Raw genomic sequence first — 22,919 nt, forward strand, 5'->3', positions numbered from 1 at the left:
GCGCGAGTGACGCGCCTCGACCTCGACGCACTCGCGGACGGCGCCGTACTCGCCGGCCCCGACGGCACGGTCACGGCCGTCAACGTCGTGGCGGCGCGGTTCCTGGGAACGGACCCCGAGGAGGCAGTCGGACGTCGCCTCGGGCAGGTGCTCGCCCTCCGCGACCAGGACGGCCGCGACTGGTGCACGGTCAACCACCCCTACGACGGGCTGCGCACGCGCACCGCCATCCCGGAGCAGAGCTGGCTGCTGCCCGACGGGACCGAGGTGCTGGTCGTCGCGCGGATCCATCGGCCGGCGCTCGACCGGCCCGTCGAGCGGGTCGCGGTGAGCCTGCGCTCGGGCCGTGGGCGCGCACGGCTGGACCGCGAGCGCTCGGACCTGGTCGCCACGGTCGCCCACGAGCTGCGCTCGCCGCTGACCGGCGTGAAGGGCTTCGTGCAGGCCCTGCTCAACCGCTGGGACAAGCTCAGCGACGACCAGAAGAAGCTGATGCTGACCACGGTCAGCGCCGACTCCGACCGGCTCAGCCGGCTGATCGCCGAGCTCCTCGACGTCGCCCGCATCGACACCGGCCGGCTGCAGCTCTACCCGCGCCCCTCCGACCCGGCGATGCTGGCGAGGCGGGTCGTCGACTCCGTCGGTGCGAGCACCAGCCGGCTCCTGGTGCTCGAGGCGGCCGCGACCGTGCCCGAGGTCCTGGTCGACCCCGACAAGTACACCCAGGTCGTGACCAACCTGGTCGAGAACGCCGTCCGGCACGGGTCCGGGACGGTGCGCATCCGGATCGAGCCGGTGCCCGGCCCGGATCCCGCCACCGGGGTGCGCCTCGTCGTCGAGGACGAGGGCGACGGGATCCCACCCGAGCTCCGACGCCGGGTGTTCACGAAGTTCTGGAAGGGCGGCGCGACCGGCGGCTCGGGTCTCGGGCTCTACCTGGTCAACGGCCTGGTCGACGCCCACGGCGGCACGGTCACGATCGGCGACACCGAGGTCGGCGGCGCCCGGATCACCGTGGTGCTGCCGGTCGAGCCGCCCTCGTAGGAGCCGCCGCGGGGTCCCGGCCGACTCAGCGAGCGGGCGGCCGCCAGCCGGCGTCCCGGCCGTACCAGCCCAGCAGCCGGTCGTACGCCGGGGCGTCGTCCGCCACCGGCACGACCGGGCCGAACGGCATCGCGTCGCGCGGCTCCGCGGGCAGGAAGCCCCGGATCGGCCCCAGGCAGGCGGCGGCGAGGTCCTGGTCGAGGGCGTCGACCCGGTCGAGCGCTGCGGCCAGGTCCCAGCCGTGGGCGGCCAGCTCACCGGCGTACACCGCGAGCGCCAGGGGCGCGGGGACGGTGCCCAGCGGGTGCGCGACGTCGCGCTCCAGCACCCCCGGCTGCTCGAGCACCTCGGCGAGCCGCGCGGCCGAGGTGCGCCAGGCGGCAGCCCAGGCGTCCTGCTCGACGTCGGTGACCTGTGAGGGGACGTCGAACGGGTGGCCGCCCTCGACGATGTGGGCGATCCGCCGCTCGACCGCGACCAGGTGGGCCAGCAGGCCGCGCACGGTCCAGTCCGTGCATGGGGTCGGTCGGCCCAGGTCGGCCTCGGTGACGCCCTGAACGATCGGGGTCAGCTGCTCGATGGCGCGGCGGACCGTCGGGCGGGGGTCGGCCGCGGGAGAGGTGGGCGTGGCGGGTGTCTGAGTCGTCATGGCACCAGCCTGCCGGCCAAACCTGACACCTTGTGTCAGGAAAAGATGGCAGGATCGTCGCCGTGCGCGCCGACCGACTGCTGCAGCTGCTGCACCTCCTGCAGCGGCACGGCCGGCTGCCCGCGCGGCGTCTGGCCGAGCTGCTCGAGGTCTCCGAGCGGACCGTGCTCCGCGACATGGAGGCGCTCTCGGCCGCCGGAGTTCCCGTCTACCTGCAGCGCGGCCGTGGCGGCGGGTGCGCGCTCGTCGAGGGCTACCGCACCGACGTCAGCGGCCTCTCCACCGCGGAGGCGCAGGCGCTGTTCGTGTGGGGCGGTCGCGACTCCGCCGACGCGCTCGGCCTCGGCCCGGCCCTGGCGACGGGCATGGCCAAGCTGGCCGCCACCGTGCCGTCGGCCGCCCTGAACAAGGCGGACGAGCTGGCGTCGGTGCTCGTGGTCGACCGGCGGCGGTGGTTCGCCGCGGCCGAGGAGGTCCCGGTGCTGCCCGTCCTGCGCCAGGCCGCGACCGACGGCCGCCGGGTCCGGCTGCGCTACACCTCCGCCGGCAGCGAGGGCCCGGCCGTGCGGACCGTCGACCCGTACGGCCTCGTCGAGAACGCCGGCCGCTGGTACCTCCTCGGCGCCCACCGCGGCGGTGCCCGGATGTTCCGGGTCTCGCGGATCGCGTCCGCCGAGATCCTCGCGGACGCCGCCACCCGACCGGCGGATCTCGACCTGGCGGCGGAGTGGGCGCGGCTGCGTGGCCGTCTCGAGACCGGGGAGGCGGTGGCCGTCGACGTGGCGGTCGTGGCCGACGAGGTGGAGCTGTTCCGGCGGCTGGCGTCGTTCCAGGTCCTGCCCGACAGCGTGATCGAGGACCTCGGTGTCGAGGACCGCACCGGCCGGGTGCTGCTGCGGCTCACCATGCGGGCGCGGCGCCAGGCGATCGGGCTGCTGCTCACCTTCGCCGGGGCTGCGGAGCTCCTCGCTCCGGCCGATCTGCGGGCCGACCTGGTGGAGCGCGCCGCCGCCGCGCTGCGCAGGCACGGCGCGCTCACCGGAACCGGTTAGCCGCCGCGCCGCCGACCTCCATAGACTCCGCGGTGAGACCGGACATCAAGTGAAGCAGGGAAGAGGCGTGCCTTGTCGGGCCCCAACACCGATTACGACCCCGTGGAGGTCACCCCGTTGAAGCCCGAGGAGGTCGACGCCGCGCGAGACGCAGCGCTTGCCGCGATCGCCGCTGCCCTGGACCTCGCCGCGCTCAAGCAGGTGCGGATCGAGCACACCGGCGACCGCTCGCCGCTCGCGCTCGCGAACCGCGAGATCGGCGCGCTGCCGCCCCAGGCCCGCAAGGAGGCAGGCCAGCGCATCGGCCAGGCCCGCGGCGCGGTCAACCAGGCCCTCTCCGCACGGCAGGTGGTGCTCGAGGCCGAGCACGAGGAGCGGATGCTGGCCGAGGAGACCGTCGACGTGACGCTCCCCACCGACCGGGTGCCGACCGGTGCCCGCCACCCGCTCACCACGGGTTCCGAGCTGATCGCCGACATCTTCGTCGCGATGGGCTGGGAGGTCGCCGAGGGACCGGTGATCGAGGCCGAGTGGCTGAACTTCGACGCGCTCAACCTCGGCCCCGACCACCCGGCCCGGACCATGCAGGACACGTTCTGGACCGAGCCGGCCGACCACGGCATCGTGCTGCGCACGCACACCTCGCCCGTGCAGGCCCGCACGATGCTCTCGCGCAAGCCGCCGATCTACGTCGTCTGCCCCGGGCGCGTGTTCCGCACCGACGAGTACGACGCCACCCACAGCCCGGTCTTCCACCAGGTCGAGGGCCTGGCGATCGACGAGGGCATCAGCCTGGCCCACCTCAAGGGCACGCTCGACCACTTCGCGGCGGCGATGTTCGGCGAGGGCATCAGCACCCGGTTCCGTCCGTCGTACTTCCCGTTCACCGAGCCGAGCGCCGAGGTCGACCTGGTCTGCTTCGTGTGCCGCGGTGCCGGCGAGCTCGACGGTGCGCCCTGCCGCACCTGTCGCGGCGAGGGCTGGATCGAGTGGGGCGGCTGCGGCGTGGTCAACCCCCGCGTGCTGCGGGCCTGCGGCGTGGACGCCGAGCGCTACACCGGCTTCGCGTTCGGCATGGGCATCGACCGCACGCTGATGTTCCGCCACGGCATCGAGGACCTGCGCGAGCTCTTCGAGGGCGACGTCCGGTTCACCACCGCCTTCGGAACGGAGCTCTGAGGACACCGATGAAGACCCCTGTCTCCTGGATCCGCGAGTACGTCGACCTCCCCGACGGGCTCTCGACCGAGGACCTGACCCACCGGCTCACCGCGCTCGGGCTCAAGCTCGAGGCGATCCAGCGCGCCGGCGCGGACATCCGCGGTCCGCTCGTCGTCGGCCGCGTGCTGACGATGGACGCCGAGCCGCAGAAGAACGGCAAGACCATCAACTGGTGCACGGTCGACGTCGGAGCCGCCAACGGCTCCGGTGAGCCGCAGGGCATCGTCTGCGGTGCGCACAACTTCGCACCAGGCGACCTCGTCGTCGTGGTGCTGCCCGGCGGCGTGCTGCCCGGCGGGTTCGAGATCTCCGCGCGCAAGACCTACGGCCACGTCTCCTCCGGCATGATCTGCTCGGCCCGCGAGCTGGGCCTGGGGGAGGACCACGACGGCATCATCGTGCTCCCCGCCGACGCTGGCACGCCGGGCGACGACGCGTTCGACGTGCTCGGCCTCCGCGAGGAGGTCATCGAGTTCGAGATCAACCCGGACCGTGCCTACGCGCTCTCGCTGCGCGGTGTCGCCCGCGAGGCGGCGCTGGCGTACGGCGCGCCGTACCGCGACCCCGCCGACCGGCCGGTCCCCGCGGCCAACGCCGACGGCTACCCGGTCGAGATCGACGACCCGGCCGGCTGCCCGGTGTTCGTGGCGCGGAAGGTGACCGGCTTCGACCCGGGCGCGCCGACCCCGGACTGGATGGCCCGCCGGCTGACCCAGTCGGGCATGCGCCCGATCTCGCTGGCCGTCGACGTCACCAACTACGTGATGCTCGAGATCGGCCGGCCGATCCACGGCTACGACGCCGACAAGCTGCAGGGCCCGATCCGGGTCCGCCGGGCCCGCGAGGGCGAACGGCTCACCACGCTCGACGGTGTCGACCGTGCCCTGTCGGTCGAGGACCTGGTGGTCACCGACGACTCCGGGATCATCGGCCTCGGCGGCGTCATGGGCGGCGAGACCACCGAGATGTCCGGCACCACCACGAACGTGCTCGTCGAGGCCGCGCACTGGGACGCCGTCTCGATGTTCCGCACCGGCAAGCGTCACAAGATCGCCTCCGAGGCCGGCAAGCGCAACGAGCGCGGCGTCGACCCGGTCGTCACCGAGGCCGCTGCCGACCGGGTGGTCGAGCTGCTCACGACGTACGGCGGCGGCACCGCCGACTCCGGCGTGACGGTGGTCGGCACGCCGCCGGAGCCACCCTCGATCACGATCGCCTACGACCTGCCGGCGCGGGTGAGCGGCATGCCGATCGACGCCCCGACGACGGTCGCCAACCTGGAGGCCGTCGGCTGCGCGGTGCAGCGGGCGGAGGCGACGCTGACCGCGACGCCGCCGCCGTGGCGGCCCGACCTCAACGACCCGTTCGACCTGGTCGAGGAGGTCGCCCGGATTGTCGGCTACGACCAGGTGCCGTCGGTGCTGCCGAGGGAGGCCGCCGGCCGTGGCCTGACTCGCGAGCAGCGGCTGCGGCGCCGTGTGGGCCGCACGCTCGCAGGCGCGGGCTGCGTCGAGGTGATCAGCTTCCCGTTCGTCGGTGACGCCGCGTTCGACGCGCTCGGACTGGCCGCCGACGACCCGCTGCGGCACACCGTGCGGCTCGCCAACCCGCTGTCGAGCGAGGAGCCGTCGTACACGACGACGCTGTTGCCGGGCCTGCTGCGCGCCGCCGCGCGCAACCTGGGCCGGGGCGCGTCCGGGGTGTCACTGTTCGAGACCGCCACGGTCGCGTTCCCCGTCGACCGTGGCCCAGCGCCGATCTACGGCGTCGACTGGCGGCCGACCGACGACGAGCTGGCCAAGCTCGTCGAGGCGCTCCCGGACCAGCCGCTGCACCTCGCGGTGGCGTTGGCCGGCGAGCGGGAGCGCGCCGGATGGTGGGGCGCCGGACGCGCATCCGGCTGGGCCGACGCGATCGGGATCGTGCGCCGTCTCGGCACCGAGCTCGGCGTGGAGGTCGAGGTCGGGGCCGCGACCCGGATGCCCTGGCACCCCGGGCGCTGCGCGGTGCTCTCGGTGGCCGGCGAGGTCCTCGGGCACGCCGGCGAGCTGCACCCCAAGGTCTGCCAGGCGTTCGGCCTGCCGCAGCGCAGCGCTGCGGTCGAGGTCGACCTCGACGCGCTGATGCGGCACGCCCGCGACGTCACCCCGGGGCCGGACTTCTCGACGTACCCGCTCGCGAAGGAGGACGTCGCGCTGGTCGTCGGCGAGGAGGTGACGGCCGCCGAGGTGGAGGCTGCGCTCCGTGCGGGCGCCGGCGACCTCCTGGAGTCGATCCGGCTCTTCGACGTCTACACCGGCGAACAGGTGGGCGCGGGGCACAAGTCGCTGGCGTTCGCACTGCGTTTCCGGGCGCCGGACCGCACGCTGACCGAGGAGGAGACGGCGGCCGCTCGTGATGCGGCGGTCGCGCTCGCCGCCGAGCGGACCGGTGCCGTCCAGCGCAGCTGAGGACGCCGGTGCCGCGGGAGCGGCGCTGACGCTGCTCGGCGACGTCCGCTGGCGGGGTGCTCCCGTCGCGGGCGAGCGCACCCAGGCGCTGCTCGCCGCCCTCGTGGCCGCGCAGGACGACGGGGTCAGCGAGGGGCGCCTGATCGAGGAGATCTGGGGCGACGACGCGCCGGCCAACCCGACCAAGGCCCTCCAGGTGGTGGTCTCCCGGGCCCGGGCGGCCACCGACGCGAGCGTCGTCGACCGCACGCCGCACGGGTACCGGCTCGGCGGCGTCACCACCGACGTCGGCTGGATGCTCGACCGGCACGAGTCCGCCGTACGCGCCGAGATGGCCGGTGACTGGCGGGCGGCCGCCGACCACGCCGAGCCCCTCGCGCACCTGGCCGTCTCGGACGCCGGTGACGGCGAGCTCGCGCGGCTGCGGGATCGTGCCCGATCGGTGCGCTCGGACGCGCGGGGCGTGCTCGGCCGGGCGCTGTCCGCACTCGGCCACCACGCCCGGGCCCTGCCGCTGCTGGAGGAGCGGGTCCTCGAGCAGCCCTCCCTCGCGGCACTCCTGCGCAGCGAGGCCGCGGTCCGCGGGGTGCCCGCCGCGCTGGAGCGGTACGCCGCGGTCCGCGAACGGCTGGCCGACGAGCTCGGCGTCGACCCCGGTCCCGAGCTGCAGGCGCTGCACCTGGAGCTCCTGGCCCAGGACCGGCCGGTCCGCGAGGGCCTGCTCTACGAGGCGTCCCCGCTGATCGGCCGGGACGAGGACGTCGTCGCCCTCGCCGAGACCATCCACAGCTCGCGGGTGACATCGATCGTCGGTGCGGGCGGCCTCGGCAAGACCCGGCTCGCCCACCTGATGGGCCGGCTCGCGGAGCAACCCGTGGTGCACTTCGTCGAGCTCGCCGGCGTCACCAGCCCGGAGGGCGTGGCGGTCGAGATCGGCGACGTGCTCGGGGTGCGCGAGTCCGTCGCCGGACGGCTGACCTCCGCGGCAGCCCGGCGTACCGACCTGGTCACCCGCATCGTCGACCAGATCGGCACGGCGCCGTCCCTGCTGATCCTCGACAACTGCGAGCACCTGGTCGAGGCCGTCGCAGACCTCGTCTCCGTGCTCGTGCTCCGCACGCCGTCGCTGCGGGTGCTGACGACCACCCGGGCGCCGCTGGGCATCGCCGCCGAGCGGGTCTACCAGCTGCCGCAGCTCGGGCTCGACGACGCCGCGGAGCTGTTCCGCGAGCGGGCCACGGCCGCCCGGCCCGGCGTACGTCTCGAGGATGCGGAGGTGCGTTCACTGGTCTCCCGGCTCGACGGCCTCCCGCTCGCGGTCGAGCTCGCCGCCGCGAAGGTTCGGGTGATGTCGGTCGCCGAGATCGAGCGGCGGGTGGAGGATCGGTTCGCCCTCCTGCGCGGCGGCTCGCGCGACGCACCCGAGCGCCACCAGACGCTGCTGGCCGTGATCGACTGGAGCTGGAACCTACTCCACGACGAGGAGCGGGTCGCGCTGCGGCGGCTCTCGGTGTTCCGGGACGGGTTCTCGCTGGGCGGAGCGGAGGCGGTCGTCGGCGGAGACGCCCTCGATGCGGTGGCCAACCTCGTCGACCAGTCGCTCGTGACCGTCGTCGAGGGGTCCGGCGAGCTGCGCTACCGGCTGCTCGAGACCGTGCGGGAGTTCGGCCAGATGCAGCTGGTCGGCGCCGGCGACGACACCGAGACCATCGCCCGGTTCCGTGGGTGGGGGCTGGACTTCGCAACCCGCTGCGCGCAGCGGCTCTTCGGCCCGGACCAGGTCGAGACGATGACGGCGATCCGCACCGAGGAGGGCAACCTGGTCGATCTGCTCCGCCGGTCCCTGCGCGAGCCGGATGCCGACGCGGCGATCGTCCTGGTTGCCTGTCTCTCGGACTTCTGGACGATCGAGGGGAGCCACCTCAAGGTCGTCAACATCTCTCCGGACGTGGAGGACCTCGTCGTCGCCGCCGAGGTCCCCGCCGAGCTGGAGGAGGCCTACCGCACGACACTGGTCGCGATCGCCTTCAACTCGCTGATCTTCTCCGACTCCGTCTCCGGTCGGGCCTTCGACCGGCTCGAGGAGCTCGGGGTGGGCAGGCACGGGACCCGCAGCGATATCGCGGCCACGGTCCTGCTCGCCGCCCGGCGGAGCATCGGCGAGAACCGCGCCGACATCCTGGAGGAGCTCTGCGCCCACGAGGACCGCAGGGTCGCCCAGCTCGCCCTGCAGTGGTCGAGCCAGTTCTACGAGAACCTGGGCGAGGTCCGACTCGCGCACGAGCGGGCGCTGCAGGCGCTCGCGCTCGCCGACGACCAGCACGGACCCTGGGGGGCGGCCCTGATCCGCGCCCAGCTCGCCGGCCTCACCATGCAGGTCGGCGACATGGACGAGGCCAGGGTGTACGCCCGCGACGCGATCCCGGTGCTGGACGCGTTGGGTGCCCGCGAGGACGTCGCCCAGCTCAAGGCCGTCGCCGCCTTGGGTGCCATGGGGGAGGGCCGGATCGCCGAGGCTGAGCGCATCTTCGACGAGATCGAGGCCGAGGACGCAGGCTCGGGCATCTTCGGCGCCGCGATCGTCCTGCTCTGCGGACGCCCCGAGCTCGACCTGGCCGCCGGCCGCACCGAGGCCGGCCTCCGGCGCTACCGCGACGCAGTGACGACGCTGTCCGCCCGCTCGTTCCCCGGCCTGGAGTCGATGCTCGGCTACGAGCCCTGGACGTTGTACGCGACCGCCGGGGCACTCGCCGCGCACGTCCTCCACGGTCAGCAGGACGAGGTCGAGTACCTCCGCCGCGATCTGTTGCGCCGGGCTCCGGAGATCCTCGCCGGGGTGGTCGGCTTCCTCGACTACCCGGTGTTCGGATCCGTCCTGTTCGCGCTGGCCGAGTGGGAGCTCGCCGACTGCGCCCGCTCCGACCACCCCGACCCGGATCGCGCCGCGCTCGCCGTACGCCTGCTCGTGTACGCCGACCGTTTCGGCTACAACCGGCAGCTGCCGAGCCTGGCGTGGGCGCCGGGTCTGGCGCTCGCCGAGGCTGCGCTCCCCGGGGAGGAGGCGCGGGTGCGAGCCGAGGTCACCGACCGGAAGACGACCGAGCTGCGTGACGAGGTTCAGCGGCTGGTGGCGGACCTGGCTGGCGCGGGGGCCTGATCGAGGCGTGGGCCGCGTCAGCTCGCCGAGTGGGTGGCCACGGCGACCCGGCCGGTGCGCAGCGAGGTGCGGGCCCGCGGCGCCATGCCGAGCCGGGCCGCCTCGGTCAGGAGGTCGGTGTCGGTCTCGATCGCGAAGCCCGCGCGATTCAGCATCGAGGTGACCTGCTGCGGCTCCAGCAGGGTGCGCCACGGCTCACGGGCCAGCGGCGATCGCCCGCGTCCGACGGCGCCGACGAGGCCGGCCAGACGCCGGCCGACCGACGCGCGCAGCGAATGGGACTGGTAGTTGAGCACCAGCGTGCTGCCGGGCGCCGAGCGGCGGGCAACGAGCTCCAGCGTCGTGCGCACCTGCTCGGTCGTCAGGTAGGGCACGACCCCCTCCCAGAGCCAGGTGGTCGGGGTGGTGGGATCGTGCCCCGAGGCCTCGAGCGCGGTGGCGAGGTCGTCGCGGGCGAAGTCGACGGGGCAGAAGTGGATCGTCTGCGTGAGCGGCGGGAGGCCGTCGGACCGGTCCCGCTTGTCCTGCTGGGAGGCGGGATGGTCAACCTCCCAGACCACGGTCTCGCCGAGCTCGGCCAGGCGCCAGGCGCGGTCGTCGAGACCGGCGCCCAGGATGACCAGCTGTCGAGCGGGGTGGCTACGGATCGCGTCGTCGATGGCCACGGTCCGGGGCGCCATCACCTCGGCGCACGCCCGCACGGTCTCGTACGCCGAGCGCTCGGACCAGCCCGTCGGTGGCTGCCCTGCGCGCACCTGCTCCACGACCGCGCGCTCCTCCTCGCGGAGCAGCCTCACGGCGACGGGATCGGCGAACCGTCCGGGGGCGTGCCGCCCGTCGGCAGCGGCACGCCCCTGGCACACGAGCACGGCAGTGGTGCTCGCGGGCCGCCCGTCTTCGCGATCCGTCGTCACATCTTCCGAGCATACGAACGCACCGACAGCGGGAGGAACACGGCGACGACGGCCGCGCAGCCCAGCACCGCCCAGGCGACGTCGGTCGTCAGCTGGCCGGCGGTCGCGAGGTCCCGGATCGCCGAGATCACGTGGGAGACCGGGTTGACGTCGGCGAAGGCCCGCAGCCAGCCCGGCATGGTGTCCGTCGGCACGAACGCGTTCGACAGGAACGTGAGCGGGAACATCACCATCAGCGAGATGCCCTGCACGCCCTGCGCGCTGCGGCCGACGGTGCCGAACCAGGTGAAGATCCAGGCGATCGACCAGCCGGCGAACACCGCGAGCACGATCGCGGCGGCGAGCCCGAGCGGGTCCGGCCGGTAGCCCATCGCGATGCCGACACCGAACGTCAGTACGGTGGCGATCAGGTAGCGGAGCATGTCGGCCAGCGCCGGCCCGGCCAGCGGTGCGATCCGGGCGATCGGCAACGCCTTGAACCGGTCGAACACGCCCTTGTCCATGTCCTCGCGGAGCTGGACGCCGGTCGCGACGCAGGCGGTGAGGATCGTCTGGCCGATCAGGCCGGGGATGATCACCGGGAGGTAGCTGTCGACGTCCCCGGCGACCGCGCCGCCGAAGATGTAGGCGAACATCGCGGTGAACAGCAGCGGCTGGATCGTCACGTCGAACATCTGCTCGAAGTTGCGCTGCATCTTCTTGACCGCGCGCCACGCCATCGTCAGGGTCTGGTCGACGGTGTCGCGGAGCGTGGGGTGCGGGGCGAGCACCGGGCCGGGGGCCACGGTCTCGGTCTCCGTCAGGGTGGTGGTCATGCGGGCACCTCCATCTGGGGCACGGTGAGGGGGTCGGGCTCCTCGGCGCCGTGGCCGGTGATCGCCATGAACACCTCGTCGAGGGTCGGCTTCTGGACGGTCGCACTGACGATCGAGAGGCCGGCCTGGCGCAGCGCGATCAGCACCTCGGCGGCCTGGTTGGCGTCGGTCAGGGCGACGTTGAGCCCGCCCGCCTCCGGGGTGAGGACCGGCTCCTCCGCGAGGATGCGGCGTACGACGCCGGCGGCGCCGTCCGTGTCGAGCGGCTCGGTCATGCGCAACTGGAGCGTGGAGCTGCCCACCGAGGTCTTGAGCTCGTCGGGAGTGCCCTCGGCCACCTTGCGGCCGCGGTCGATCACCGCGACCCGGTCGGCGAGCTGGTCGGCCTCGTCGAGGTACTGCGTGGTCAGCAGCACCGTGCTGCCGTCGCGAACCAGGTCGCGGATCGTGCCCCACATCTGACCCCGCGTGCGCGGGTCGAGGCCGGTGGTCGGCTCGTCGAGGAAGATCAGCGGGGGACGGGCGATCAGGCTGGCCGCCAGGTCGAGCCGGCGGCGCATCCCGCCGGAGAACGCCGAGATCTGCTTGTCGGCGGCCTCGGTGAGACCGAACCGCTCGAGCAGCTCGGCGGCGGTGGCCTTCGCCCGGGCCGACCGCAGCCCGAGCAGACGACCGAACAGCCAGAGGTTCTCGCGGCCGGTGAGGTTCTCGTCGACCGAGGCGTACTGCCCGGTCACGCCGACGAGCTGGCGGATCATGTGCGGCTGACGACGGACGTCGACGCCGAAGATGCTGGCCTCGCCGCCGTCGATCGGCAGCAGGGTGGCGAGCATCTTGAGCATGGTGGTCTTGCCCGCGCCGTTGGGGCCGAGCACGCCGAAGACCTCGCCGCGGCGCACCTCGAGGTCGATCTCGTCGACCGCGCGCTGCGTCCCGAAGGTCTTGACGAGCCCGGCGGCCGCGACGGCCAGGTCGGTGCTTGTGGTAACTGTCATGCCCCCAAGTTGGGCGTGCCCGGTTTCAATTGGCCTTCACCGTGGTTTCAGTGGGTGGCCCGGGCGCGCGTGGACGCCCCGCGTGCGTGGAACCGGGTCAGGTGATCGGCTGGTCGACCGCGCGCCGGAAGTGCGCGTAGACCTCCCGGTCGCCCGCGACCCGGATCTCGGCGTCGTCGCCGCGCCGCCAAAGCCAGGCGTCCACCGCGCCCGCCGGCCCGTCGACGACCACGTCGGGCTCCTCGCCGGGGTCGGACACCACGGCGATGTCCTCGATCGACTCGTGGCTCCGGCCGCTCTCCGGGTCGGTGCCGGTGAAGTGGCCGATCTGCACCCAGACCGACTCGTCGCGGTCGGTGAGGTCGACGCGCAGGTGCTGGGGGAGCGGGGTGAACTCACCCCACGGCGGCGTGCCCCCGAACATCACGGCCAGCGCCTCGTCCACGCCGTCGGCGGCCAGCTCGGGGTCGAGCGGGGTCATGTCACCGGCCGTCTGCTCGGCGTCGAGGCGGTGGATGAGCGCCTCGTGGGCCTGCCGGCGGAAGGTGAACCCCACGGTCTGCTCGTCGGACCACGACCAGGCGGGCTCGGCCGGGTCGGCGGCCTCGAGCGCGCCGATGAACGCGGCGGAGTGCTCGTCGAAGGCCGCGAGCAGCGCGTCGTACGATGAGGGTCGCTCCGGCCCGACCTGGTCCTCCGCGGGCGCCGCCGGTCGGTCCCGGACCACGCACGTCCAGAAGTGCTGCCCGGCCGTCAGGTGCCAGAGCAGGTCGGCCGCCGTCCAGTCGGGGCAGCCGGGCACCCGCGCATCCGGGGTGCAGCCGGCGAGCACCTCACGGAAGCGCGCCGACTCGCCGCGGAGATGGTCCAGGTAGCCATCGAACGCCAGTCTCGCCATGATGGTGAACCTAGACGGCGCCGTCGACGCTGCCCAACCGGTTTCGGGCTGGACCTACCGGTTGCACATAGACATACGAATGTCTGTATAGTCATGCACATGACGAGCAAGCGGATCGCGGTCGCCGGAGCCAGTGGGTACGCCGGGGGCGAGCTGCTGCGCCTGCTCCTGGGCCACCCGGGCGTCGAGATCGGCGCCCTCACCGCGGCCTCCAACGCCGGCCAGCCGCTCGGAGGGCTGCAGCCCCACCTGGTGCCGCTCGCCGACCGGGTGCTGGTGCAGACGTCGCTCGACACCCTCCGCGGCCACGACGTGGTGTTCCTCGCCCTCCCGCACGGCCAGTCCGGCGAGATCGCGGCGCAGCTGGGGGAGGACGACCCCAGCACCGTGGTGATCGACTGCGGTGCCGACTTCCGGCTCGCCGATCCGGCCGCCTGGGAGAAGTTCTACGGCGGCACGCACGCCGGCACCTGGCCCTATGGCCTGCCGGAGCTCCCCGGCCAGCGGGCCCGGCTCGCCGGTGCACGGCGGATCGCCGTTCCCGGCTGCTACCCGACCGTCTCGACGCTGTCGCTCGCGCCCGCCGTGGCCGCCGGGCTCGTCGAGCCCGACGTGGTCGTGGTCGCGGCGTCCGGCACCAGCGGCGCCGGCAAGGCGGCCAAGCCGCACCTGCTCGGCAGCGAGGTGATGGGCAACGCGAGCGCGTACGGCGTGGGGGGCACCCACCGGCACACCCCCGAGATCACCCAGAACCTCTCCGCCCTCATCGACGGCACCGTGCGGGTCAGCTTCACCCCGCTGCTCGTCCCGATGCCCCGCGGGATCCTCGCCACGTGCTCGGCCCCGCTGCGCGGCGACGTCAGTGCCGAGGACGCCTACGCGGTCTACGCCAAGGCCTACGCCGACGAGGCGTTCGTCCACCTGCTCCCGGCCGGCCAGTGGCCCCAGACCAAGTCGGTGACCGGGTCCAACGCCGTACACCTGCAGGTGGCGGTCGACGAGGACGCGCGACGACTCGTCGCCGTCGGTGCGGTGGACAACCTGGCCAAGGGCACCGCCGGCGCCGCCGTCCAGTGCATGAACCTCGCGCTCGGCCTCGACGAAGGCCTGGGCCTCACGACCGTAGGAGTTGCTCCCTGATGAGCGTCACCACCCCCCAGGGCTTCCGGGCCGCCGGCGTCGCCGCCGGGCTCAAGTCGACCGGAGCGAAGGACGTCGCGCTCGTCGTCAACGACGGCCCCCGCTTCGACTCCGCCAGCGTCTTCACCGCCAACCGCTGCAAGGCCAACCCCGTGCTCTGGAGCCAGGAGGCCGTCAAGGACGGCACGATCCGCGCCGTCGTCCTCAACTCCGGCGGAGCCAACTGCTACACCGGCCCCGAGGGCTTCCAGACCACCCACGCGGTGGCCGAGCGGGTGGCCGAGCACCTCGGGTTCGGCCCGATCGACGTGGTCGTCTGCTCGACCGGCCTGATCGGGCTGACCAACGACCGCGGGCAGGTGCTCGCGGGCGTGGACGCGGCGTACGCCGCGCTCGCCGGCGACGGCGGCGGCACGCAGGCGGCCGAGGCGATCATGACCACCGACTCGGTGAGCAAGCAGGTCGTCGTCGAGGGCGCCGGCTGGTCGATCGGCGGGATGGCGAAGGGCGCGGGCATGCTCGCCCCGCAGCTGGCGACGATGCTCGTGGTGCTCACCACCGACGCCGTCGTCCCGGCCGCCGACCTCGACACCGCGCTGCGCCAGGCGACGGCGGTGTCGTTCGACCGGCTCGACTCCGACGGCTGCATGTCCACCAACGACACCGTGACCGTGCTGGCCAGCGGCGCCAGCGGCATCACGCCCTCGCTCCCGGACTTCGCCGACGCGCTCACCCGGGCCTGCACCGACCTGGCCATGCAGTTGCTGCGCGACGCCGAGGGCGCCGACCACGAGATCGCGATCACCGTGCTCAACGCCGCGACCGAGGCCGAGGCGGTCGAGGTCGGACGCAGCGTGGCCCGGTCCAACCTGTTCAAGGCCGCGGTGTTCGGCAACGACCCCAACTGGGGCCGCGTCCTGGCCAGCATCGGCACCACCAGCGCTCAGTTCGACCCCGCCGACCTCGACGTGGCGATGAACGGCGTCTGGGTCTGCAGGCAGTCCACCCCGCACGCCGACCCCTCCGAGGTGGATCTCAAGCCGCGGGAGGTCAGCGTGACCATCGACCTCAAGGCCGGCTCCGAGCGGGCCACGGTCTGGACCAACGACCTCACCCACGCCTACGTCCACGAGAACAGCGCGTACTCCTCATGACCGACATCCAGAGCATCCAGCACACGCACCACGACCCGAGCAAGCCCGACCCCGCCAAGGCGCGCACGCTCGCCGCGGCGCTGCCGTGGCTCAAGCGCTACCACGGCAAGATCGTGGTGGTGAAGTACGGCGGCAACGCGATGACCGACGACACGCTCAAGCGGGCGTTCGCCGAGGACATCGCCTTCCTCCGGTTCGCCGGCTTCAAGCCCGTGGTCGTCCACGGCGGTGGCCCGCAGATCTCGACGATGCTCGACCGGCTCGGCATCGAGTCGGAGTTCCGCGGCGGCCTGCGGGTCACCACCCCCGAGGCGATGGACGTCGTCCGGATGGTGCTGGTCGGGCAGGTGCAGCGCGAGCTCGTCGGCCTGATCAACGAGCACGGCCCGCTGGCGGTCGGCTGCTCCGGCGAGGACGCCGGCCTGTTCACCGCCGAGCCCACCAACACGATCGTCGACGGCGAGGAGGTCGACCTCGGCCTGGTCGGTGAGGTGGCGCGGGTCCGGCCCGAGTCGGTGCTCGACCTGATCGAGGCCGGTCGCATCCCCGTGGTCTCCAGCGTCGCCCCGGACGTCGACGGCCAGGTGCACAACGTCAACGCCGACTCGGCCGCCGCGGCGCTCGCCGTCGCGCTGGGCGCGGAGAAGCTGCTGGTCCTCACCGACGTCGAGGGGCTGTTCCTCGACTGGCCGAGCTCCGAGGACGTGATCGGCGAGATCAGCCCCGAGGCGCTCGAGGAGATCCTGCCGACGCTCGCGTCGGGCATGGTGCCCAAGATGGGGGCCTGCCTCCAGGCGGTCAAGAACGGCGTGCCCCGCGCCACCGTCGTCGACGGCCGCGAGCCGCACGCGGTCCTGCTGGAGCTGTTCACCAGCGAGGGCGTCGGCACGCAGGTGCTGCCCGGCGTCGAGACCAAGACCCGGAAGGCGAGGGACGCCCAGTCATGACGAGCTACCAGGAGCGGTACACCGCGAGCCTGATGAACACGTTCGGGCCACCCAGGCTCGTGCTGGTGCGCGGCGAGGGCGCCCACGTCTGGGACGCCGACGGCCGGGAGTACGTCGACCTGCTGGGCGGCATCGCCGTCAACGCGCTCGGCCACGCCCACCCGGCGCTGGTCGAGGCGGTGACGACCCAGCTGCAGACCCTCGGGCACGTCTCCAACTTCTTCACCAGCACCCCGCAGGTCGAGCTGGCAGAGAAGCTCCTCGAGCTGCTCGGCGTCGGCGCCGGCGGCGGCAAGGTCTTCCTCACCAACTCCGGCACCGAGGCCAACGAGGCCGCGTTCAAGCTCACCCGGCGTACCGGCCGCACCCACGTCGTGGTCGCCGAGGGCAGCTTCCACGGCCGCACGATGGGCGCGCTCGCGCTCACGTCGAAGGCCGCCTACCGCACCCCGTTCGAGCCGTTGCCCGGCGACGTCACGTTCGTCCCGTACGGCGACGCCGACGCGCTCGCCGCCGCGGTGAGCGACGAGACCGCCGCGGTGCTGCTCGAGCCGATCCAGGGCGAGGCCGGCGTCGTCGTACCTCCCGACGGCTACCTGGCCGCCGCCCGCGCGATCGCCGACCAGCACGGCGCGCTGCTCTGGTTCGACGAGGTGCAGACCGGCATGGGCCGCACCGGTGGGTGGTTCGCCCACCTGCGCACCGGGGTCCGGCCCGACGTCGTGACGGTCGCCAAGGGACTCGGCGGCGGCTTCCCGATCGGCGCCTGCATCGGCGTCGGCGACGCCGGCACGCTGCTCGAGCCCGGCAACCACGGCACGACCTTCGGCGGCAACCCGGTGGCGTGCGCGGCCGCGCTCGCCGTGATCGGCACCATCGAGTCCGAGGGCCTGCTCGAGCACGTGACCGTGCTCGGGCAGAAGCTCCGCGACGGCCTGGGCGCCGACCCCCGCGTCACCGAGGTGCGCGGCGAGGGCCTGCTGATCGGCCTCGACCTGTCGGCCGACGTCTCGGCAGGAGCGGTGAGCGCGGCCCAGGAGGCCGGGTTCATCGTCAACGCCCCCACCCCGGGCCGGATCCGCCTGGCGCCGCCGCTGGTGCTCACCACCGACGACGCCGGCGCGTTCCTCGCGGCGTGGCCGGCGATCCTCGACGAGGCGTTCGCGGAGGCGGAGGCATGAGGCACTTCCTGGCGGACGACGACCTCACCCCGGCCGAGCAGGCCCGGGTTCTCGACCTGGCGGCCGAGCTCAAGCGCGCGCCGTACGACGCCAAGCCGCTCGCCGGCCCGCGCACGGTCGCGATGATCTTCGACAAGCAGACGCTGCGCACGCAGGCGTCGTTCGCGGCAGGCATCGCCGAGCTCGGCGGCCACCCGATGCTCGTCGACGGCGCGCTCGCCGGCATCGGCGTCCGCGAGTCGGTCCACGACGTGGCGCGGGTCCTCGGCCGGCAGGCCTCGATGGTCGTGTGGCGCACCTACGCGCAGGCCCGCCTCGAGGAGATGGCCAAGTACGCCGGCGTGCCGGTGGTCAACGCGCTGACCGACGACTTCCACCCCTGCCAGCTGCTCGCCGACCTGCTCACGATCCGCGAGCACAAGCAGCAGCTCGCCGGCCTGACCGTGGCGTTCGTCGGCGACGGCGCGTGCAACATGGGCAACTCCTGGCTGCTCGCCGGAGCCACCGCCGGTCTGCACGTCCGGGTCAGCTCGCCCGACGGCTTCGCGCCCGCACCGGAGATGGTCGAGCGGGCCGCGGCCATCGCGTCCGGCACCGGCGGGTCGGCGACCCTCGAGGCCGACCCCGTCGCCGCGGTGACGGGTGCCGACGTCGTCGTCACCGACACCTGGATCTCGATGGGCAAGGAGGAGGAGTCCGCGGCCCGGGCCGCCGTGCTCGCGCCGTACTCCCTGACCGCCGCGCTCCTCGCCCACGCCGCACCCGACGCGATCGTGCTGCACTGCCTGCCGGCCTACCGCGGCAAGGAGATCGCCGCCGAGGTGCTCGACGGCCCCCAGAGCGTCGTGTGGGACGAGGCGGAGAACCGCCGCCACGCCCAGAAGGCGATCCTGTCGTTCCTGCTGGAGGCCCGATGAGCTCGACCATGCGTCCGACCACCAAGAACGCCCGGCACCAGCGCATCGTCGAGCTGGTCACCCAGCGCGAGGTGCACTCCCAGGGGGAGCTCGCCGACCTGCTCGCGGAGAGCGGGCTGCGCGTCACCCAGGCGACGCTCTCGCGCGACCTCGTCGAGCTCGACGCGATCAAGGTGCGCTCACCCAACGGCTCCCTGGTGTACGCCGTGCCCGCGGAGGGCGGTGACCGACGACCGAGCGCGCCGGGGGAGACCGCCGCGGCGACCGCCCGTCTGGCCCGGCTGTGCGGTGAGCTCCTCGTGAGCGCCGACCACAGCGCCAACATGGTGGTCCTGCGCACTCCTCCCGGCGCGGCCCAGTTCCTGGCCTCGGCCTTCGACAAGGCCGAGCTCCCCGAGATCCTCGGCACCATCGCCGGTGACGACACCGTGCTGGTGATCGGCCGCGGCCCGGACAGCGGCGACGAGCTCGCCCGTCGGTTCCTGGCCCTCGCCGACGCCCACCCGCACTCCGAGCACCAGCCCCCATCCCAGCAGAAGGAAGAGCATCCGTGAGCAAGGTCCTGACGTCCCTCCCGGTCGGCCAGCGTGTCGGCATCGCGTTCTCGGGAGGCCTGGACACCTCGGTGGCGGTGGCCTGGATGCGCGACAAGGGCGCGATCCCGTGCACCTACACCGCCGACATCGGCCAGTACGACGAGCCCGACATCAGCGGGGTCCCCGACCGTGCGCTGCTGTACGGCGCCGAGATCGCCCGCGCCGTCGACTGCCGGCATCAGCTCGTCGAGGAGGGACTGGCCGCGATGGTCTGCGGCGCCTTCCACATCCGCTCGGGCGGGCGTGCCTACTTCAACACCACGCCCCTGGGCCGCGCGGTCACCGGCACGATGCTGGTCCGCGCGATGCACGAGGACGGCGTCGACATCTGGGGCGACGGCTCGACGTTCAAGGGCAACGACATCGAGCGCTTCTACCGCTACGGGCTGCTTGCCAACCCGTCGCTGCTGATCTACAAGCCGTGGCTGGACGCCGACTTCGTCCACGAGCTCGGCGGCCGCGCCGAGATGAGCCACTGGCTGAGCGAGCACGACCTGCCCTACCGCGACAGCCAGGAGAAGGCCTACTCCACCGACGCCAACATCTGGGGTGCCACCCACGAGGCTAAGACGCTCGAGCACCTCGACGTCTCCCTCGAGGTCGTCAGCCCGATCATGGGCGTCCGGTTCTGGGACCCGGCCGTCGAGATCGCCACCGAGGACGTCACGGTCCGCTACGAGAACGGCCGTCCGGTCGCCATCAACGGGATGCGCTACGACGACCCGGTCGCGCTCGTCCACGAGGCGAACGCGATCGGCGGGCGGCACGGCCTGGGCATGTCCGACCAGATCGAGAACCGGATCATCGAGGCCAAGTCTCGCGGCGTCTACGAGGCCCCCGGCATGGCGCTGCTCTGGATCGCCTACGAGCGGCTGCTGAACGCCATCCACAACGAGGACACGATCGCGCTCTACCACTCCGAGGGCCGCCGCCTCGGCCGGCTGCTGTACGAGGGCCGGTGGCTCGACCCGCAGGCGCTGATGCTGCGGGAGTCGATCCAGCGCTGGATCGCCTCGCTGGTGACCGGCGAGGTCACGCTGCGGCTGCGCCGGGGTGAGGACTACACGATCCTGCGCACCGACGGCCCGTCGTTCTCCTACCACCCCGACAAGCTGTCGATGGAGCGCACGGAGAACGCCGTCTTCGGTCCCACCGACCGGATCGGTCAGCTCACGATGCGCAACCTCGACATCGCGGACTCCCGCTCCAAGCTGGAGGCGTACGCCGGCCAGCCGCTCGACCAGGGCACCGTGCTCGTCGAGAACGGCACCCTGTTCGGCGAGATCGAGTCCGGCGGCGGCGACCGGATCGCGAGCAACCCGACGCTCGAGCACGGCGGGGGCGAGGACGTCCTCGACCACGTGGCGATGGAGTCGGGGACCGACTGATGGCCAAGCACGCCGCAGGCGGCACCAACACCGGCAAGCTCTGGGGCGGCCGCTTCGCGGGCGGCCCGGCCCCGGAGCTGGACGCGCTCTCGCGCTCCACGCACTTCGACTGGCGGCTCACGCCGTACGACCTCGCGGGGTCGCGGGCGCACGCCAACGCCCTGCACCGCGCCGGGCTGCTGAGCGACGCCGACCTCGCAGAGCTCCAGCGCGGCCTGCAGGTGCTGGGGGAGCGGTACGCCGCCGGCACGCTGCACCCCGACCCGACCGACGAGGACGTCCACGGCGCCCTCGAGCGGCTCCTGGTCGAGGAGGTCGGCGCCGAGGTGGGCGGCCGGCTGCGCGCCGGACGCAGCCGCAACGACCAGATCGCGACGCTGTTCAAGGTGTTCCTGCGCGACCACGCACGGGTGATCTCCGGCCAGCTGCTCGACCTCGTCGACGCGCTGGCGGGGCAGGCCGGTGCGCATCTGGCGGGCGACCGGCCGAGCGTGATGCCGGGCCGCACGCACCTCCAGCACGCCCAGCCGGTGCTCCTCTCGCACCACCTGCTCGCCCAGGCGTGGCCGCTGCTCCGCGACCTCCACCGACTCCGTGACTGGGACGCCCGGGTCGCCGCGGACTCGCCGTACGGCTCGGGGGCGCTGGCCGGCTCGAGCCTCGGTCTCGACCCCGAGGGCGTCGCCGCCGAGCTCGGCTTCACCGGCTCGAGCGCCAACTCGCTCGACGGCACCGCGTCGCGTGACTTCGTGGCCGAGTTCGCCTACATCGCGGCGCAGATCGGCGTCGACGTCAGCCGGATCGCCGAGGACGTCATCATCTGGTCGACCCGCGAGTTCGGGTTCGTCACGCTCCACGACTCGTGGTCGACGGGGTCGAGCATCATGCCGCAGAAGAAGAACCCCGACATCGCCGAGCTGGCCCGCGGCAAGGCCGGGCGGCTCATCGGCAACCTGGCGGGCCTGATGGCTACGCTCAAGGCGCTGCCGCTGGCCTACAACCGCGACCTCCAGGAGGACAAGGAGCCGGTGTTCGACTCGGTCGACACCCTCGAGGTCCTGCTCCCGGCGTTCACCGGCCTGATGGCCACGCTCGTGTTCGACACCGAGCGGATGGCCGCCCTCGCGCCCCAGGGCTTCTCGCTCGCGACCGACGTCGCCGAGTGGCTGGTCCGCGAGGGCGTCCCGTTCCGCGTGGCCCACGAGGTGGCCGGCGCGTGCGTGCGGCGGTGCGAGGAGCTGGGCATCGAGCTGGCGGACCTCACCGACGAGCAGTTCGCGGAGATCTCCCCGGCGCTGACGCCCTCCGTCCGTGAGGTCCTGACCGTCGAGGGCTCGGTGTCGTCCCGGGTCGGTCGCGGAGGCACGGCGCCGGTCCGCGTGCGCGAGCAGCTCGCCGAGCTCACCGACCTGGTGACCGCCCACCGTGACCGGATCGCCTGAGCTGCCCGAGGTCCTGGCGGGCCCGGCGCTGGAGGTGGCGCCGCGGCTGCTGAACGCCGTGCTCCGCCACAGCGGCGTCGCTGTGCGGCTCACCGAGGTCGAGGCGTACGCCGGTGAGGCCGACCCCGGATCGCACGCGTTCCGCGGGCGGACCCGCCGCAACGCCGTGATGTTCGGCCCGCCCGGTCACCTGTACTGCTACTTCACCTACGGGATGCACGTGTGCTGCAACGTGGTCTGCGGTCCCGAGGGCACCGCCAGCGCGGTGCTGCTGCGCGCCGGGGAGGTGGTCGAGGGTCGCGACCTCGCGCGTGAGCGCCGGCCGAGGTCCACCGACCGCGACCTCGCGCGGGGGCCGGCCCGGCTCTGCACCGCCCTCGGGATCGAGCTGGGACACGACGGCACGGACCTCGTCGCGGGCCCCGTCACGCTCACCCTGGGCGACCCGCCCGGATCGGTCTCCACCGGCCCACGGGTGGGGCTGCGGGGCGCCCCCGACCGGCCGTGGCGGTTCTGGACGACGGGGGATCCCACCGTCTCCGTCTACCGTCCGGCAGCGCCCCTCAAGCGTCGCTGACCCTCCGGTTTGGCACGACCACAGACCGCTGGTAACGTTCCTCCTCGCCGCGGTTCGCGGCTCCCACTCGGGCCGAGAGGCCAAGATCGAGCGGGAGCGGTGCGCCCGGCCTCGGTCTCCGAGATGCCCGGTCAGCGCAAGTTGACCTGGAGGATCAGAACCGGTAAGTTTCTGCAGGTTGCCCCGCAGCCGGTCTCGCAAGGGCCTGGTTCGGTGTGCGTCTGATTCTTGAGAACTCAACAGTGTGTCATAGTCGACGAATTAGTTTGTAATGCCCCGTTGACTGATGTTTCTGCCTGGTGGCCTTTTGGGGTTGGTGGGTGGGGGTGTTGGTTGATGGTTTCTTTGACAATGATTCTGGCAATTTTTTGTCAGTGATCTC

The 22,919-nt window shown here is 73.0% G+C and carries 19 protein-coding genes; 14 read left to right on the plus strand and 5 right to left on the minus strand.

The window, feature by feature from the left end:
- The first annotated feature begins 6 nt into the window (after positions 1–6).
- Complete coding sequence (locus QQZ14_RS08170) at positions 7–1,044, plus strand: sensor histidine kinase (protein WP_284533755.1); 1,038 nt, start codon at positions 7–9, stop codon at positions 1,042–1,044.
- A 25-nt stretch (positions 1,045–1,069) separates the two neighbouring features.
- Here QQZ14_RS08170 and QQZ14_RS08175 read toward each other — a convergent pair whose 3' ends face one another.
- Positions 1,070–1,693 (minus strand): TIGR03086 family metal-binding protein, encoded by a 624-nt coding sequence (locus tag QQZ14_RS08175; protein WP_284533756.1) that lies wholly within the window; start codon positions 1,691–1,693, stop codon positions 1,070–1,072.
- Positions 1,694–1,755: 62 nt separating this feature from the next.
- On the opposite strand from QQZ14_RS08175, the gene QQZ14_RS08180 reads away from it, so the two are divergent.
- From QQZ14_RS08180 to QQZ14_RS08195, 4 genes are all read left to right on the plus strand, one after another.
- Positions 1,756–2,745, plus strand: coding sequence for a helix-turn-helix transcriptional regulator (locus QQZ14_RS08180; protein ID WP_284533757.1), 990 nt, complete (start codon positions 1,756–1,758; stop codon positions 2,743–2,745).
- Positions 2,746–2,817: 72 nt separating this feature from the next.
- Positions 2,818–3,924: a phenylalanine--tRNA ligase subunit alpha gene (gene pheS / locus QQZ14_RS08185; protein WP_284533758.1), complete on the plus strand. Its 1,107-nt coding sequence runs from the start codon at positions 2,818–2,820 to the stop codon at positions 3,922–3,924.
- Positions 3,925–3,932: 8 nt separating this feature from the next.
- Positions 3,933–6,416, plus strand: a complete 2,484-nt coding sequence (pheT, locus tag QQZ14_RS08190; protein WP_284533759.1) for a phenylalanine--tRNA ligase subunit beta — start codon at positions 3,933–3,935, stop codon at positions 6,414–6,416.
- On the plus strand, positions 6,397–9,573 hold the full coding sequence (locus QQZ14_RS08195) for an ATP-binding protein (RefSeq protein ID WP_284533760.1): 3,177 nt from the start codon (positions 6,397–6,399) through the stop codon (positions 9,571–9,573). The genes pheT and QQZ14_RS08195 overlap by 20 nt, the downstream gene beginning before the upstream one ends.
- 17 nt (positions 9,574–9,590) lie before the next feature.
- On the opposite strand, the gene QQZ14_RS08200 is transcribed toward QQZ14_RS08195, so the two are convergent.
- The 4 genes from QQZ14_RS08200 to QQZ14_RS08215 all read right to left on the minus strand — a co-directional run bounded on the left by QQZ14_RS08200 (position 9,591) and on the right by QQZ14_RS08215 (position 13,195).
- On the minus strand, positions 9,591–10,487 hold the full coding sequence (locus QQZ14_RS08200) for a class I SAM-dependent methyltransferase (protein WP_284533761.1): 897 nt from the start codon (positions 10,485–10,487) through the stop codon (positions 9,591–9,593).
- Positions 10,484–11,302, minus strand: a complete 819-nt coding sequence (locus QQZ14_RS08205) for an ABC transporter permease (protein WP_284533762.1) — start codon at positions 11,300–11,302, stop codon at positions 10,484–10,486. The genes QQZ14_RS08200 and QQZ14_RS08205 overlap by 4 nt, the downstream gene beginning before the upstream one ends.
- Positions 11,299–12,297, minus strand: a complete 999-nt coding sequence (locus tag QQZ14_RS08210; protein WP_284533763.1) for an ATP-binding cassette domain-containing protein — start codon at positions 12,295–12,297, stop codon at positions 11,299–11,301. The genes QQZ14_RS08205 and QQZ14_RS08210 overlap by 4 nt, the downstream gene beginning before the upstream one ends.
- A gap of 97 nt (positions 12,298–12,394) precedes the next feature.
- Positions 12,395–13,195, minus strand: coding sequence for a maleylpyruvate isomerase family mycothiol-dependent enzyme (locus tag QQZ14_RS08215; RefSeq protein WP_284533764.1), 801 nt, complete (start codon positions 13,193–13,195; stop codon positions 12,395–12,397).
- 93 nt (positions 13,196–13,288) lie between these two features.
- On the opposite strand from QQZ14_RS08215, the gene argC reads away from it, so the two are divergent.
- The 9 genes from argC to QQZ14_RS08260 are packed head-to-tail and all read left to right on the plus strand — an operon-like array spanning position 13,289 to position 22,537.
- Positions 13,289–14,335, plus strand: coding sequence for an N-acetyl-gamma-glutamyl-phosphate reductase (gene argC / locus QQZ14_RS08220; RefSeq protein WP_284533765.1), 1,047 nt, complete (start codon positions 13,289–13,291; stop codon positions 14,333–14,335).
- On the plus strand, positions 14,335–15,489 hold the full coding sequence (gene argJ / locus QQZ14_RS08225) for a bifunctional glutamate N-acetyltransferase/amino-acid acetyltransferase ArgJ (RefSeq protein WP_284533766.1): 1,155 nt from the start codon (positions 14,335–14,337) through the stop codon (positions 15,487–15,489). Before argC ends, argJ begins: the two co-directional genes overlap by 1 nt.
- Positions 15,486–16,436 carry an acetylglutamate kinase gene (argB, locus tag QQZ14_RS08230; RefSeq protein WP_284533767.1) on the plus strand — a complete coding sequence of 317 codons (951 nt, stop codon included), beginning with the start codon at positions 15,486–15,488 and terminating at the stop codon, positions 16,434–16,436. The genes argJ and argB overlap by 4 nt, the downstream gene beginning before the upstream one ends.
- Positions 16,433–17,617 carry an acetylornithine transaminase gene (locus tag QQZ14_RS08235; protein WP_284533769.1) on the plus strand — a complete coding sequence of 395 codons (1,185 nt, stop codon included), beginning with the start codon at positions 16,433–16,435 and terminating at the stop codon, positions 17,615–17,617. Before argB ends, QQZ14_RS08235 begins: the two co-directional genes overlap by 4 nt.
- Entirely contained in the window at positions 17,614–18,534 is a 921-nt protein-coding gene (gene argF / locus QQZ14_RS08240; protein ID WP_284533770.1) for an ornithine carbamoyltransferase, read from the plus strand. Before QQZ14_RS08235 ends, argF begins: the two co-directional genes overlap by 4 nt.
- 8 nt (positions 18,535–18,542) lie before the next feature.
- On the plus strand, positions 18,543–19,088 hold the full coding sequence (locus QQZ14_RS08245; RefSeq protein ID WP_284533771.1) for an arginine repressor: 546 nt from the start codon (positions 18,543–18,545) through the stop codon (positions 19,086–19,088).
- Complete coding sequence (gene argG, locus QQZ14_RS08250) at positions 19,085–20,518, plus strand: argininosuccinate synthase (protein WP_284533772.1); 1,434 nt, start codon at positions 19,085–19,087, stop codon at positions 20,516–20,518. The genes QQZ14_RS08245 and argG overlap by 4 nt, the downstream gene beginning before the upstream one ends.
- On the plus strand, positions 20,518–21,960 hold the full coding sequence (gene argH, locus QQZ14_RS08255; protein ID WP_284533773.1) for an argininosuccinate lyase: 1,443 nt from the start codon (positions 20,518–20,520) through the stop codon (positions 21,958–21,960). The genes argG and argH overlap by 1 nt, the downstream gene beginning before the upstream one ends.
- A complete protein-coding gene (locus QQZ14_RS08260; RefSeq protein WP_284533774.1) occupies positions 21,944–22,537 on the plus strand; it encodes a DNA-3-methyladenine glycosylase in 594 nt (197 codons plus the stop codon). Before argH ends, QQZ14_RS08260 begins: the two co-directional genes overlap by 17 nt.
- The last annotated feature ends 382 nt before the right edge of the window (positions 22,538–22,919 follow it).

Source organism: Nocardioides sp. T2.26MG-1 (assembly GCF_950101795.1).
GTDB lineage: Bacteria > Actinomycetota > Actinomycetes > Propionibacteriales > Nocardioidaceae > Nocardioides.